Here is a 13,896-nt window from a genome sequence, read left to right as displayed (position 1 = left end):
ATCCTTCCCGATCCGATGCCTTAGCCGCAGCCTCAGCCTCAACTTGCGTAGGTTGTGGTGTCTTCTTGTCCGGACTCTGCGAAGCCCTTCTTGCGCAATCGACACGAATCGCACTCACCACAAGCCATTCCTTCTGGCGTGGGGTCGTAGCAGGACCAACTCCAGGCAGGATCGAGGCCCAATCGGGCACATTCCGTCGCGATGTCGGCCTTGGTCATGTGTTGCAGCGGAGCGTGGATGTTGAAGGGCGCGCCTTCGACACCCGCCTTGGTGCCAAGCCGCGCAGTCTCTGCAAAGCTGGCGATGAATTCGGGACGGCAATCCGGATACCCGGAGTAATCGAGCGCATTGACCCCGATGAAGATATCCGACGCGCCGGACGCCTCGGCACAGGCTACCGTCAGCGCCAAAAAAACCAGATTGCGCGCCGGGACATAGGTTATTGGAATATCGTCACCAACGCCGTGTTTCGGCACCGGAATGTCATCTGTCAGCGCCGATCCACCGAAGGCGCTCAAATCCAATGCGAGCACGCGATGCGACGCCAGATCGAGGCGCTGCGCGATCACCCGCGCGGCGTCGATCTCGCGTCTGTGGCGTTGCCCGTAATCAATCGTAAGCGCGTGGACCTCATAGCCCCGGGACTTTGCAATCGCGGCCGACACCATCGAATCGAGCCCGCCTGAAAGCAACACCACTGCACTGGCGCGTCCGTGACTAATCTCGTTCATCGCTCAAGGGCTTAGCGGACCCCTCGGACGATGCAATCGCCTCCGGCAATTTTCGACCTGGTTTAGCGGCAGGAACCGGTCCGGCGAGCCTCCGCCTGAAACTGGAAAGGCAGACCGCCCGAGATCCCCTGGCTGCGAAGCTGGACGAGGGACGCGGTTTCCTTGCGAATATTCGTCCGCCCGTATCCGTCTCCCGTACAGGTATACTGCACGGTCACCTCTCCGGCGCTGTCTTCCACGACATAGCGACTACATTCCGGGCCGCCGTGCTTGAGCTGGATAAGCTCGCGCCCTGTCCGGACGCAGACCCTCCGGTCAATCGTTCCATCGCGAGACTTGATCGTCCATTCGCCTTTCGCCAGCCCGTCGAGCATGACGAGACCAGGCGCCTGCGCCGTACCAGGCACAGAAAGTCCTGCCGCGAAGGCAGCCCCGGTGACGGCAAGTCTGCCGATCTTCAGTCTCAATCCGTGTTTCATTCAGTCTCTTAATTGGCGTTTGGTCGCCAACATCCTTGTATGCCATGGCATGCATGCGATAAACCGTTGCTTAACAGCGACGAATGGTTCACGCCTCGAGCACGAACTCCCGGGAACAGAACGCGCAATCAACGATGATCAGGCCGTCTTGATTGCGCATCGCATCCTGCTCATCCGCAGGAAAACGGGCGATTACATCGTGATAATGCTCGACACTGCAGCGGCAACCCTTTTCAAGCCTGTCGCCCTGCCGCACGCGGATTTCTTCCTCCTCGTGAAACAGCCGCCAGACAATCCCCTCCATGGAGAGCGCCTCATCGAGCAATTCGTCATGGCTAATCGTGGCGGCCAGCGTTTCGACATGCTCCCAATCGGGATGATCGAGCGTGACATGCAGCCGCTCACGGCCCTCCTCTCCATCCGGCAGGTGCTGCAGCAGGATCCCACCTGCCACGCAGCCAGCAGCGCCCGAACGGATAGCGACCCGCAATAACGTCGGCACCTGTTCAGACTGGACGAAATATCTTTCGCAAGCGGCCGCAAGCGATCCACCCTCAAGAGGAACTATCCCTTGATACCTTTTGCCCTTCTCCGTTTCGAAGGTGATCGCAAGGAAGCCCTTGCCGAATAGCGCAAACAGCGAAGGATTAGCGCCGAGTTCCGCCAACCGACCGGCATCGAAATCGACATAGCCGCGCATTTCGCCGCCGCGATAATCGCAAACCAGCAGCTTAACCGGTCCTTCCTCGGTCTGCGCCTGCATCGTCATCTGGGCGCCTTCCCCCTTGAGAAGCGCACCCATGAGTGCCGCCACGACCAGCGCCTCGGCGAGCAGATGCGTAATGGGGGCCGGATATGCGTGTGCCGAAAGAATCTCGTCGAGCACCCGGTCGAGTCGTACAGCACGCCCGCGAGCACCCCTGTCAGGCAAGGTGAACGCGAGCAAATGGTCGGTAAAAGTTTCAGCCTGTTCGTTCATGGCGGCCAATATGGGGGCGGCCCACAGCGAAAATAAGGCCCTGTTGTTCGGCGATCAGTCGATCAGGCCGAAGCACCACAGGAGCACGGATTTCTGGGCATGGATCCGGTTCTCCGCCTCGTCGAACACCACCGACTGCGATCCTTCGAACACGCTCTCACTCACTTCTTCGCCGACGTGCGCTGGAAGGCAGTGCAGGAAGATGGCTTCATCTTTCGCCCCAGCCATCAGTGCCGAATTCACCTGGTAAGGAGCCATCGCCGCCAGCTTGTTGTGTGCATGGTCCTGCCCCATCGAGATCCAGGTATCGGTCACCACGACGTCGGCTCCCGCTGCCGCGGCGTCGGGATCGTCTGTAAGCGTGACTGTGGAGCCGCCGGAACGCGCCATCTCGACGAATTCCGGTTCGGGCTCATACCCCTTGGGCGTGGCCACGCGAACATTGAACTTCATTAGCCCGGCCGCTTCGAGGATCGAGTGGAGAACGTTGTTCCCGTCGCCCAACCATGCCAGCTCCAATCCCGGCAGGGCCTTGCCATGTTCAATCATGGTCAGCAGGTCCGCGACGATCTGGCAGGGGTGAGAGCGATCGGTCAGCCCGTTGATTACCGGAACGGTTGCGTAACGCGCCATTTCCTCGATTTTCGCATGATCGTCGGTGCGCATCATGATGGCGTCGACCATGCGGCTGAGAACCCGTGCGGTGTCCGCTATCGATTCTCCCCGACCGAGCTGGCTCGAGGCCGAATCGAGGATCAGCGATCCTCCCCCCAGTTGCCGCATCGCCATGTCGAAACTGATGCGGGTGCGGGTCGAATTTTTCTCGAAGACCATGCCGAGCACGCGTCCTGCCAATGGCGCATCGCCATCAGGGCGCCCCTTGGGCCAATCCTGCCGTGCCGATTTGCGGTCGATCGCGTCCCCGATCATTGCGGCGATGGCATTGCCGCCGGCATCGTTCAGGTCGAGAAAATGCCGCATCGAGCTACCCCGCAGGAATTTCGAAGCTCGCCGCGCCGGCAGAAAGCTTCTCGAAAAACTCGTCGATCTCGGCATCGCCGATCACCAGCGGCGGGAGCACGCGCAGCGTGTTGTCGCCAGCAGCCACGGTCAGCAGCTGGTGATTGTCGCGCAGATGGACGAAGAAGGGCCGGCTTTCGACCTTCATCTTGATCCCCAGCATCAGCCCCTTGCCGCGAACGAGTTCGAAGAGCTCGGGATAGTTCCCGATGAACTGCTCGAGCCGCGAACGCAGGCGCTCCCCCTTCTCGCGCACCGAGGCGAGAAACTCGTCATTCGCCACGGCTTCCATCACGGCGCCGCCTGCTGCCATCGCCAGCGGATTGCCGCCATAGGTCGAGCCATGCGTGCCGAACCCCATTCCGCGCGCCGCCTTCTCCGTGGCGAGACATGCGCCGAGCGGGAAGCCGCCACCGATGCCCTTTGCCGTAGCAAGAATGTCCGGCTCGATGCCGTATTGTTCATAGGCATAAAGCGTTCCGGTCCGCGCGACCCCGCACTGTACCTCGTCGAGCACCAACATCAGGTCGTGCTCGTCGGCGAGCTGGCGCAGGCCCTGCATGAACTCGTCAGAAGCGGGACGGATGCCACCTTCGCCCTGGATCGGCTCGACCAGGAAGCCCGCGGTGTTGGGACCCATCAGCGCCTTGGCGGATTCGAGATTGTCGAACTCGGCGTACTTGAACCCCGCGAGCAGCGGCGAGAAGCCGTGGTGCATCTTTTCCTGATTCGAGGCGCTGATGGTCGCCATCGTGCGGCCATGAAAGGCGTTGGCGAACGTGATCAGCTCAAACCGGGTCGTGTCGCCCTGATGCTGGTGATAGGCGCGGGCGGTCTTGATCGCGCATTCGACCGCTTCGGCGCCCGAGTTGGTGAAGAATACGGTGTCGGCAAAAGTGTTGTCGACCAGCGTCTGTGCCAGCGCTTCCCCCTGCGGGCTGCCATAGAGGTTCGAAACATGCATCAGCGTTTCGGCCTGCTTCTGGATCGCGCCAATCAGTCCGGGATGCGAATGCCCGAGCAGGTTCACGGCAATCCCGCTCGCGAAGTCCAGGTACCGCGTGCCGTCCTCATCGATCAGGTGGCAGTGCTCTCCGCGCACCGGGCGCACACCGCAACGGGGATAGACAGGCATCAAGGGGGAGATCGACATCGGGCACCTTTGAACTTTGCGAGTTTGGTAAAAGAGAAATGGCGGCCCCGAAGTCACTAGGACTCAAGGAACCGCCATTTCGCACCGTTTAGATTGTCGCCAAGCGCCGGTCAAACCAGCAATTGGCCGAAGGCGTCAGCCTTGAACGGGCACAAGGTTGACCGCCGAGTACTTGCCTCGTCGATCGACCTCGAGATCGAATTCGTAACGCTCGCCTTCGTTGAGGGCCGAAAGGCCCGAACGCTCGACTGCGCTAATGTGCACGAAGGCGTCCGGCTGGCCGTCATCACGAGTGAGGAAGCCGAAGCCCTTCATCGAATTGAAGAACTTGACCGTGCCGGTTGCCTTCTCGCCGGTGAGTTCGCGTTGCGGCGCGGCGCTCTTCTGAGCGACCGGAATGACATCGCCGACCACCTGGAGATCCTGCGCCGAAACTTTTCCGCCGCGATCGACCAGGTTGAACTCGAGCTCCTGCCCTTCGGCAAGTCCCTCAAGTCCGGCGCGTTCAACCGCGCTGATATGTACGAAGATGTCTTCCCCGCCGGTCTCCTGCTGGATGAAGCCGAAACCCTTCTGCGAGTTGAAGAACTTCACAGTGCCCTTGCCGGTGCCGACAACTTGCGCCGGCATGCGGTTGAATCCGCCTCCACCAGCACCGCCGCCTCCGCCCGGGCCACGCCCGCGGCCACCACCGCCACCGAAGCGATCGCCACCGCCGAAACGGTCACCACCACCGGGGCCACGGTCGCCACCGCGCCTGTCGTCATTGAAACGATCGCCACCAAAATTTTGGGGCGGTTGGAAGCTGTCCATGCCGCCGCCGAAGGGATCGAAGCCGTCCTCGCCGAAACCGTCGCGCTTGTCCCGGCCCCGGCGGCGCCCTCTATCGTAACCCATAATCTACGTCGTACCTTGTCCCGCCGCCCCTGTATTGCTTGTGCGGAAACGGCGGACGACGGCCGAAACTCACACGGCAGGCTATCCGGCAATGCGGAATCCCCCACCTCCTGAACAAACGTTCATAGCGCAGAATAACGCGCTATGCGAATGATTTAACGTTGCGGCAATCCCTGGCGCAAAATTGTGACATTTTCACAAAGAAACGCTTGTTTGCAGATGCTTGGCCCGATTCACTCGCGATAATCGAGCGGAGGGTCCCGATCACCGAGCAGCGAGCTATATTGGTAGTTGGGCCCGCGCGAAGCGTCGAATTCGGCCCGGGCGGCACCTCGCAATTCGGGATTGGTGAAGAGCTCGACTGCCATCAGCGTCATCGCCTTTGCTGCAACCTGGGCTCCCTTGAAGCCGATCGAGTTGCCGCTCGCCGCGACCGCCTGCCAGCTGTGCGCGCTCGTGCCTGGCACCCAGGTGGCGGCGCGCAAGCCGACGGTGGGCGTGGCCCATGAGACGTCGCCGACATCCGTCGAGCCGTATCCAAGCGACTTATTGTATGGCTCGATGCGCGCCGCGTTCTCCAGCGGCTCAGCCGCATCGCCTAGGCTCTTTGCGATTTCGGCCGCCCAGGCACGCTCTTCTTCGGTGTAATTCACGCCGCCCACCTGGCGCAGCTTGGCGTCCATCACCCTGGCGAGTGTCTCGTTCACCAGCAGGGGGTTGTTGCCGTGAATCACTTCCCACGCGACCTTCGTGCCGGTCCCGAGCGCGGCCCCGCGCGCTGCGTTCTCGAGCCGCTCCCAGATCTCGTCTACGCCCTTCGGATCGGGGTGACGAACATAGTAGAACACTTCGGCGAAATCCGGCACGACGTTCGGAGCATTTCCGCCCGAGGTAATGACATAATGCATGCGCGCATCCTGCGGCATGTGCTCATGCATCATGTTGGCCATCATGTTCATGGCCTCGGCGCCATCGAGCGCGCTTCTTCCGCGCTCGGGTGCGCCAGCTGCATGGGCAGAGAACCCGGTGAAGCGGAACTTGGCCGACCGATTCGCGAGACTCGTGCGGGCTGCCGCGCTGTTCTCGTCGTCGGCATGCCAATGAATCGCGATATCGACGTCTTCGAACAGGCCTTCGCGAGTCATATAGACCTTGCCCGATCCGCCTTCCTCGGCGGGCGTGCCGTAAAGCCGAATGCGTCCGCGCGTGCCGGTGGATTCGAGCCACCGCTTGACCGCAATCGCCGCGGTCAGTGAGCCCGCTCCGAAGAGATTATGCCCGCAAGCATGACCTGCCCCCTTGCTCTCGATCGGATCGCGGCTGGCCGAAGCGGATTGGTTGATACCCGGCAAGGCATCGTACTCGGCCAGGATTGCAATGACCGGACCACCCTTGCCCCATTCCGCAACGAATGCGGTGGGAATGCCGGCAACGCCACTCTCGATCCTGAAGCCCTCGCTGGCCAGTTCGCTCTGCAATAGAGCGCTGGAGCGGGTTTCGAGATACCCCACTTCTGCCCAATCCCACAGCTGCTGCGCTACGCGGGTGGTGCGGTTATGTTGCGCCTCGACTGTGGCGACCGGGTCCAGAACGGACTGCGCCAAGAGCGGCGTTGCCGCGCAAGCGAGAAAGCCAACGGAAATGGCGGCGATTCGATTCATGGCATACTCCCTTGCGCGGATGCTTGCCGCAAACCGCGGGCCATGCCAATCCGGCGCGCATGGAAATTCCGCCCGACGTCCTCAAATTCCTTGGTTCGCTGATCGCCATCCTGGCGCTCGCCGGGATTGCGCTCTGGCTCAAGCTGGGTCCACAGCCCCGCATCGAAAGTCCGGAGGAAGCGCGCATTGCCGCCGACCAGGCGGTCAGCGGGTTCGACCCGGTCGAGATCGGCCTCGACCAGAATGGCCGCGGTGCGATCATGCGCGATGCGGCCGGCCGGCTGTTGTTGCTGCGCCCTCACGGCAGCCATTTCGCAGGGCGTATCCTGACACCGCTGGCAAGGCTGAGCCAGGAAGGGGAGCAACTTGTGATAGACACCGGAGAGAGGCGCTACGGCGCCTTTACGCTGGCACTGAAGGATCCTTCAGCTTGGGTGCGAGCGTTCGAGGCGGTAAAGGGATAGCACCATGCCTGATTTTTCGCCAGTCGATTATGCCGTGCCCGGCTTCGTTCTCCTCGTCCTGATCGAGATGATCTGGGCGTGGCGCAAGCGCCCCGACGCCTATGAGCCCAAGGATACGCTGACCAGCCTTGCCTTCGGACTCGGCAGCACCGTATCCGGTCTGCTGTTCGGCGGGTTCTTCTTCGTCCTGTTCCTTGCGGTCTGGGAATATCGCCTGATCGATTTCGGCCCGGAGTGGTGGGCCGTGTGGTGGGCCTGGCCGCTGTGCTTCGTGCTCGACGATCTGAAATATTACTGGGTGCACCGAGCGGGCCATCGGATTCGCTGGATGTGGGCGGCCCATGTGAACCACCATTCGAGCCAGCATTACAACCTGTCGACCGCGCTCAGGCAGACCTGGACGAATTTCCTCACCTTCGGCTTTCTCTTCGCAGTGCCGCTGGTGCTGCTCGGCTTCCACCCGATCATGATTGCGATCTGCAGTGGCTTCAACCTGATCTACCAATTCTGGATCCACACCGAGGCGATCGACCGCACGCCGCGCTGGTTCGAAGCGGTGATGAACACGCCCAGCCATCACCGCGTCCATCACGCGACCAACCCGCGCTATCTTGACCGCAATTACGCAGGCGTCTTCATCGTGTGGGACAAGCTGTTCGGCACCTTCGAGCCCGAAACCGATGAAGAGAAGATCCGCTACGGCATCGTCAAGCAGCTCGGCAGCTTCAACCTGCTGTGGGCCGTCTTTCACGAATGGGTCGGCATCGTCCAGGACATGTGGCGCGCGCCGTGGAAGCACAAACTGTCCTACCTCCTGCGCGAACCCGGCTGGACCCACGATGGAAGCCGCGAGACCAGCGACATGATCCGCGATGCCTGGCTCGCTCGGCAAGGCAAGCAGGGCGATATGAAAACAGTTTCAAGCGAAAACCCGATTGCGGGTAGCGGCGAGCCTGCCTAACGTCTCTCTCGACAAGGAGAGGATATGGACGCGTTCGACTATGTAGTGATCGGCGGCGGCAGCGCGGGAAGCGCGGCAGCAGCCAAGCTGGCCGAGGACGGTAGGCGGCGCGTGTGCCTGTTGGAAGCTGGCGGCGAAAACAAGCATATCTTCACCCGCACGCCCGGCCTGTTGGGCTTCATGCCGGAGAAAAGCACCTATAAGTTCGATACGGAACCTATGGAATCGCTGGGTGGTCGAATCGGTTACCAGCCTCGCGGCCGAGGCTTGGGCGGGTCTTCTGCGGTAAACGGGATGGTCTATATTCGCGGCAACCCGTGGGACTATGACAACTGGGCCGCGCTCGGTTGCACCGGCTGGGCCTGGGAAGACGTGTTGCCGGTCTTCAAGCGGCAGGAAAACAACGCCCACGGAGCCGATGCATATCACGGCGGCAGCGGCCCGCTACCAGTCAACGACCTGATCAGCCCGAGCCCGATCGGTAAGGCATTTGTCGAGGCCGCTACTCGGCTGCAACTCCCGCACAACACTGATTTCAACGGAGCCCGGCAGGAAGGCTTCGGCGTCTACCAGGTGACGCAAGGCAATGGCGAACGCTGGTCCGCGGCCCGCGCCTTTGTCGAGCCGCTGGAGGGAAGGCCGAATTTCGACATCCGAACTGGCGCGATGGTCGAGAAGATCGAGATCGAGGACGGCCGCGCAACCGGGGTCACCATTCGCCGCGGGCGCAAGCGAGAAACGATTCGCGCCAATGCAGGCGTCATCCTCTCCGCAGGCGCTTTTGGATCACCACAGATCCTCATGCTTTCAGGCGTTGGCCCAGGCGAGGAATTGCGGCGTCATGGCATCGAGGTGAAGCTGGAAAAACCAGCGGTGGGCGCCGACCTGCAGGACCATTGCGATTACCTCACCAGTTATGAGCTCAACGACATGAGCCTGTTCGGCGGTTCGTTGCGCGGCATCATCGCGGTCGCCAAAGCGTTCATAGAACATCGTCGTCACCGCACCGGCCTGCTGACATCGAATATCGCTGAGACCGGCGGCTTCGCTAAGATCCGGCCGGACGCACCCGCTCCCGACGTGCAGTATCACTTCATGCGCGCCATCATTCAGGACCATGGCCGCGAGAAGCTGCGAGAGCATGGATATTCCCTCCATGTCTGCGTGCTGCGCCCCGAAAGCCGGGGCTGGGTGAGGCTCAATAGCGCAGATCCGGCCGATGCCCCGGCAATCAATCCCAATTTCCTTTCGGACGAGCGCGATATGGAATTGATGAAGGAAGGCGCACGGCTGATGGCACGGATCGCGGACACACCCCCACTGTCAGAGACCGGAGCAAAGGATCGCAATCCAATCGATTACGATGACGATGACGCTCTCGAAGCACGTATCCGCGAAGTCTCAGACACTATCTATCACCCAGTCGGCACCTGCCGCATGGGGCCGAATGATAACGATGTGGTCGACCCTACGCTCAAGGCGCGCGGCATCGAAGGCCTATGGGTCGCCGATGCCTCGATCATGCCGCGCCTTATCAGCGGCAACACCAACGCGCCGAGCATCATGATCGGCGAGCGCTGCGCCGACTTCGTCAAGGCGGCGACGGCTGGATAGGCTCAAGGCCTGGGCCAAAGCGCTCAAGCGGGACATTCTCGCATTGTGGATCGCAGCGCGCGACAGGCGCACACCACTGGCGGCGCGGCTATTGGCGCTCGCCGTGGCCGGATATGCGCTCAGCCCCATCGACCTCATTCCTGATGTCATTCCGGTGCTGGGGTTGCTCGACGATGTCATTCTGCTTCCGCTCGGGATCTGGCTCGTGCTGCGAATGATTCCGCCCGATCTGATGCGGGACTACCGCGCAAAGGCGGATAGCTTGCAGGATCGACCGCGTTCCCTTGCCGGAACAATTGCAGTGGTGGGGATATGGATTATCGCGATCGCAGCGCTTGCCTGGTGGTTTTGGCCACGATCAGGATAGGGCTTCAGCCGATCCTCTTCCACATGGTGGCGAGCGGCACGGGCACCGCGCCGTTCTGGTCGAACCATTCGCTTTCCACCTCGTAGCCGCACGCACGGTAGAGCGGCTTGCCCGACATCGTGGCAGCCATCTCGAGCTCGCGAAACCCTTCGTTCCGCGCGGCATTCTCGGCGGTTTCAAGGATTAGGCGGCCGATCCCTTTCCGGGTGTGATCGGGGTGCGTGTACATAGCCCGGATACGCGCGCGCTCGGTCGCGGGATCGAGCAGCCGTGGGTCGCGCCCCGCCGAATGATTGCCGCCGTAGAGCGTCGCTCGCCGCGACCACCCGCCGCAGCCCACCAGGGCCCCATCCTCCTCGACGCAGAAATAGGTACCATCGTCGATCAGTTGCAGGTCGAGCCCCATGCCCGCGCGCGAAGACTCGATTTGCTCGGGCGTCAGGAATCCCTTTTGCAGTTCGGCGATAGCAAGCCCCATCAATTCGGCGATAGATGCGGCATCGGCGGGCCCAGCCGGTCGAATGGTCAGCATGTTTCGCGCCTCTCCCAACGAAAAAGGGGCGACCCGCAGGCCGCCCCTTTCCCTAGCATGGCTGAATTCGGTGTTACCACTGGAAGCGGGCGCGAATGTAGTAGCTGCCTCCGTTGAAACCGAACGGCGAAGTAACCGCGTACCTGGCACCGGCAATACCTGCCCAGGGGTTCGATTCCGGATAGTTGTCGAGGAAGTTCTGCGCACCCAGCGCGATCTCCAGGCCGTCGATCACTTCATAGCCGAGTTCGGCGTCGAGCGTGATTTCCGAACCTGCATCGATCGGCAGGGTATCGTCATCGAGGTGAGCTTCCCAAAACTTCCCGAAGTAGTTGGCGCGCAGCAGTCCACGGAAGCGGCCCTGCTCGTGCGTCAGGTTGAGGAAGCCCTTCCAGCGGGGAAGGTTTTCCTCGAGCTGACGGATACGGCCCGCCGAGATCGTCGGGTCGGCATTCAGCACCTTGGTTTTGGTGTAGTTGATCGCCAGCGTCGCCCGCGTGGTGCCGCCCGGGATCGGGAAGATCCGCGCGTTGGCAACGAAGTCGATACCCTGCGTACGGGTGTCGAACGCGTTATTGAAGAAGGCGAATGCCGTCAGATCTTCGAACCCGGTGAAGTCATTGCGATCGATGACCCCAGCCGTGTCGAGTTGCGCCAGCAGGTCGGCCGTCCGCGGAAGCGGATCGTTGGCGAAGTCTGCCGGGCAAGCCGTGGCCACCCCTTCGCGTGCTGCCAGATAGCAGAGCGCTGCCGGGAAGCTGATCGTCGACGAACGCGAGATGCGATCCTTCAGCTTGATGTTGAAGTAGTCGAGCGTGAAGGTGACGTCACCAAAGTCGCCCGCCATACCAAGCGTGAAGCTGTCTGACTTCTCAGGCCCAAGCGTCGGACGAGCAAGTCCGAGACCCTGATTGGCCGTGTCGGACACGTAATCCGAAACGATCACCCCGGCCGGGCTGAACAGCGGGAAGGTACCTTCGTCCTGCAACTGGCCGTTGGAGAACTGGGTCGTCACGTTGATGACGTTGGCCTGACCGGCGGTCGGGACGTGGAAGCCGGTCGAGTAGGTTCCGCGGAGGCGCAGGGCATCCGAAAGCTTGTACAGCGCACCGACCTTCCAGGTGGTGGTGTTACCAAAGCTCTTGGTGTCTTCGTACCGAACCGCCGCCTGCAGGGTCAGAGCATCGGCCAGATCGGCTTCGATGTCGATGTACCCGGCCTTGTTGTCTTCAGTGCTGGAGCCGCCGGCATTGTCACTGAAACCGCCGAAGCCGTTCGAGCTGGTCGAGAAGCCCTGACCGACCGGATAGGCGACGCTCGGCTGGGCAAGCGGGCCCAGCGCAAAGGAGGCCGGATCACCCGGGGTGATAGTGAACTTCTCCTTGCGATACTCGGCACCGGCCGCGACGTAGACACTGCCCGATCCCATCGGGATCTCGTAGCCGAGGTCGAGGTTGACCAGGTTTTCCTGCTGGCGATAGCCGCCCGGATTGAACTCGGTCGGCGTGTTCGGACCAAGCGAAGCGTTGATCGTGTTGCGGATGAAGAAGCTGACGTCGTTGCTGCCGTAGCGATAGCTGAGGTCGAAATCGAGACCGCCCAGCACCTGGCCGCGAATGCCGCCGGCGAAGGAGTAGTCTTCGAGATCACCGCCGAAGCGCGGAGTGAAACCGCCCGGGAACAGCTCGACGAACGAGAAGCAGTTGGCGCTGGCCTGAACCACGGCAAGGATGGTCGGATCCGGGATCAGTCCACCGCCCTGGGTCAGCGGAATGCCGGCCGGACAGTCACCAGCGGTGTCGAGCGAAAGGTCGCCGACGAGGACCGAGGGCACGCCGCCTGCGTTAGCGGCGAGCGGCTGACCCGTGGCCGGGTCGACCGTGGGGCCAGCATAGACGCCGGCACGGTTGGTCGGGTTGCGGAAGAAGAACCCGCCGTCCACGTTACGCTCGGCATAGTTGCCGAAAGCGTAGAGTTCGATTTCGGGCGACAAGTCGACGCCGAAATTGGCGAACAGCTTAAAGTCGTCGTTGACGTTGGGCTGGCCCCAGATCTGCGCCGGATCCGCAACCGCCGTGTTTCCAGCGGCAATCAGGGCGGCAGCATCGTCGCGTTGGACCGAACGGCTGGTTGCATCGGATTCGCCGTACTCGGCGCTGATGTTGAAGAAGCCGGCGTCGCCCAGCGGAACGCCGATATTGGCACCGATCTGGTAATTGTCGCCGTCACCCTCATAGGTCGAGCCCCACTTGGCCGACACCATGCCACCTTCTGGTGCGTCCTTGATGATGAAGTTCATGACCCCGGCGATGGCGTCCGAACCGTATTGCGAGGAAGCGCCGTCGCGCAGCACTTCGAGTTGCTTGATCGCGATCGTCGGAATGGTCGAAACGTCGGGCCCTTGCGAACCGTCGGCGATACCGCCGCCGAGAAAGGTAATGACGGCCGCGCGGTGCATGCGCTTGCCGTTGACGAGGACCAGGGTGTTATCGGGCGACAGGCCGCGCAAGTTGGCCGGGCGGACCAGCGTCGCCGCGTCCGAGATCGGCTGGGTGTTGACGTTGAACGAAGGCACGGCGACGCGGAGCAGGTTGCTCATGTCGGTATCGGCCTGGTTGGTCAGCTCCTCACCGGTGACGATATCGACCGGGGCGACGGTATCAGCGGCCGAGCGATCCGACTGGCGGGTGCCGGTGACGATAATTGCGGGCTGTGTCGCGGCAGAAGCAGAAGCATCGCCAGCATCCTGCGCCATTGCCGGCGAGGCGGAGGCAAATATCGCGACCCCGCATAGCAGGGCGGTTTTCGCGCCAAAGGCGCCGTTACGCACGGTTTTCATTGATATGATCCTCCCAGGATTGATATTTTTTCGGAATCTGGCGTTTGGGAGGGGTTCCGAGCAAGAGTCTTTCTCGTGTCCCGCGTTCAAGGGACCGCGACTGTAACCAGTTTGCAACAGATCAAAAAAGGGGCCGGAGCGGCTGGCTCCGGCCCTTATCAGTCGGTTGTTCGCAGGAGGAACATCGGTTGGCGGGGCA

13 protein-coding genes are annotated in these 13,896 nt (G+C 61.9%); 4 read left to right on the top strand and 9 right to left on the bottom strand.

Going from position 1 to position 13,896, the window contains the following annotated elements; translation table 11 throughout:
* Positions 1-38 precede the first annotated feature (38 nt).
* The 7 genes from queC to P7228_RS07100 form a co-directional block, all read right to left on the bottom strand.
* Complete coding sequence (gene queC, locus P7228_RS07130; RefSeq protein WP_278017517.1) at positions 39-731, bottom strand: 7-cyano-7-deazaguanine synthase QueC; 693 nt, start codon at positions 729-731, stop codon at positions 39-41.
* A 62-nt stretch (positions 732-793) separates the two neighbouring features.
* Positions 794-1,210: a DUF3617 domain-containing protein gene (locus tag P7228_RS07125; protein WP_278017516.1), complete on the bottom strand. Its 417-nt coding sequence runs from the start codon at positions 1,208-1,210 to the stop codon at positions 794-796.
* A gap of 88 nt (positions 1,211-1,298) precedes the next feature.
* Positions 1,299-2,189 (bottom strand): Hsp33 family molecular chaperone HslO, encoded by an 891-nt coding sequence (gene hslO / locus P7228_RS07120; RefSeq protein WP_278017515.1) that lies wholly within the window; start codon positions 2,187-2,189, stop codon positions 1,299-1,301.
* Positions 2,190-2,243: 54 nt separating this feature from the next.
* Entirely contained in the window at positions 2,244-3,170 is a 927-nt protein-coding gene (argF, locus tag P7228_RS07115) for an ornithine carbamoyltransferase (RefSeq protein WP_278017514.1), read from the bottom strand.
* 4 nt (positions 3,171-3,174) lie between these two features.
* Positions 3,175-4,362, bottom strand: a complete 1,188-nt coding sequence (locus P7228_RS07110; RefSeq protein WP_278017513.1) for an aspartate aminotransferase family protein — start codon at positions 4,360-4,362, stop codon at positions 3,175-3,177.
* Between the two features lie 135 nt (positions 4,363-4,497).
* Positions 4,498-5,259, bottom strand: coding sequence for a cold-shock protein (locus P7228_RS07105; protein ID WP_278017512.1), 762 nt, complete (start codon positions 5,257-5,259; stop codon positions 4,498-4,500).
* A gap of 233 nt (positions 5,260-5,492) precedes the next feature.
* Positions 5,493-6,920 carry an amidohydrolase gene (locus P7228_RS07100; RefSeq protein ID WP_278017511.1) on the bottom strand — a complete coding sequence of 476 codons (1,428 nt, stop codon included), beginning with the start codon at positions 6,918-6,920 and terminating at the stop codon, positions 5,493-5,495.
* Positions 6,921-6,943: 23 nt separating this feature from the next.
* Between P7228_RS07100 and P7228_RS07095 the strand changes: the two genes are divergently transcribed.
* From P7228_RS07095 to P7228_RS07080, 4 genes are all read left to right on the top strand, one after another.
* Entirely contained in the window at positions 6,944-7,384 is a 441-nt protein-coding gene (locus P7228_RS07095) for a hypothetical protein (RefSeq protein WP_278017510.1), read from the top strand.
* 4 nt (positions 7,385-7,388) lie between these two features.
* Positions 7,389-8,345 (top strand): sterol desaturase family protein, encoded by a 957-nt coding sequence (locus tag P7228_RS07090; RefSeq protein ID WP_278017509.1) that lies wholly within the window; start codon positions 7,389-7,391, stop codon positions 8,343-8,345.
* Between the two features lie 24 nt (positions 8,346-8,369).
* Positions 8,370-9,959 (top strand): GMC family oxidoreductase, encoded by a 1,590-nt coding sequence (locus tag P7228_RS07085; protein WP_278017508.1) that lies wholly within the window; start codon positions 8,370-8,372, stop codon positions 9,957-9,959.
* 91 nt (positions 9,960-10,050) lie between these two features.
* On the top strand, positions 10,051-10,326 hold the full coding sequence (locus P7228_RS07080; RefSeq protein WP_347402859.1) for a YkvA family protein: 276 nt from the start codon (positions 10,051-10,053) through the stop codon (positions 10,324-10,326).
* A gap of 4 nt (positions 10,327-10,330) precedes the next feature.
* Here P7228_RS07080 and P7228_RS07075 read toward each other — a convergent pair whose 3' ends face one another.
* Positions 10,331-10,858: a GNAT family N-acetyltransferase gene (locus P7228_RS07075; RefSeq protein ID WP_278017507.1), complete on the bottom strand. Its 528-nt coding sequence runs from the start codon at positions 10,856-10,858 to the stop codon at positions 10,331-10,333.
* A 73-nt stretch (positions 10,859-10,931) separates the two neighbouring features.
* Entirely contained in the window at positions 10,932-13,697 is a 2,766-nt protein-coding gene (locus tag P7228_RS07070) for a TonB-dependent receptor plug domain-containing protein (protein WP_278017506.1), read from the bottom strand.
* Positions 13,698-13,896 lie beyond the last annotated feature (199 nt).

Origin of the sequence: Altererythrobacter sp. CAU 1644, from assembly GCF_029623755.1 — a bacterium.
GTDB lineage: Bacteria > Pseudomonadota > Alphaproteobacteria > Sphingomonadales > Sphingomonadaceae > Erythrobacter > Erythrobacter arenosus.
Note: the sequence above shows the minus strand (reverse complement) of the source record. Positions and strands in the feature narration are given on the sequence as shown.

What these genes read in the sequence shown, in the direction of transcription:
- P7228_RS07070 (WP_278017506.1), bottom strand. Translation starts at nt 13,697, where the DNA reads ATGAAAACCGTGCGTAACGGCGCCTTTGGCGCGAAAACCGCCCTGCTA.
- queC (WP_278017517.1), bottom strand. Translation starts at nt 731, where the DNA reads ATGAACGAGATTAGTCACGGACGCGCCAGTGCAGTGGTGTTGCTTTCA.
- P7228_RS07105 (WP_278017512.1), bottom strand. Translation starts at nt 5,259, where the DNA reads ATGGGTTACGATAGAGGGCGCCGCCGGGGCCGGGACAAGCGCGACGGT.
- P7228_RS07100 (WP_278017511.1), bottom strand. Translation starts at nt 6,920, where the DNA reads ATGAATCGAATCGCCGCCATTTCCGTTGGCTTTCTCGCTTGCGCGGCA.
- P7228_RS07125 (WP_278017516.1), bottom strand. Translation starts at nt 1,210, where the DNA reads ATGAAACACGGATTGAGACTGAAGATCGGCAGACTTGCCGTCACCGGG.
- hslO (WP_278017515.1), bottom strand. Translation starts at nt 2,189, where the DNA reads ATGAACGAACAGGCTGAAACTTTTACCGACCATTTGCTCGCGTTCACC.
- P7228_RS07110 (WP_278017513.1), bottom strand. Translation starts at nt 4,362, where the DNA reads ATGTCGATCTCCCCCTTGATGCCTGTCTATCCCCGTTGCGGTGTGCGC.
- argF (WP_278017514.1), bottom strand. Translation starts at nt 3,170, where the DNA reads ATGCGGCATTTTCTCGACCTGAACGATGCCGGCGGCAATGCCATCGCC.
- P7228_RS07090 (WP_278017509.1), top strand. Translation starts at nt 7,389, where the DNA reads ATGCCTGATTTTTCGCCAGTCGATTATGCCGTGCCCGGCTTCGTTCTC.
- P7228_RS07075 (WP_278017507.1), bottom strand. Translation starts at nt 10,858, where the DNA reads ATGCTGACCATTCGACCGGCTGGGCCCGCCGATGCCGCATCTATCGCC.
- P7228_RS07085 (WP_278017508.1), top strand. Translation starts at nt 8,370, where the DNA reads ATGGACGCGTTCGACTATGTAGTGATCGGCGGCGGCAGCGCGGGAAGC.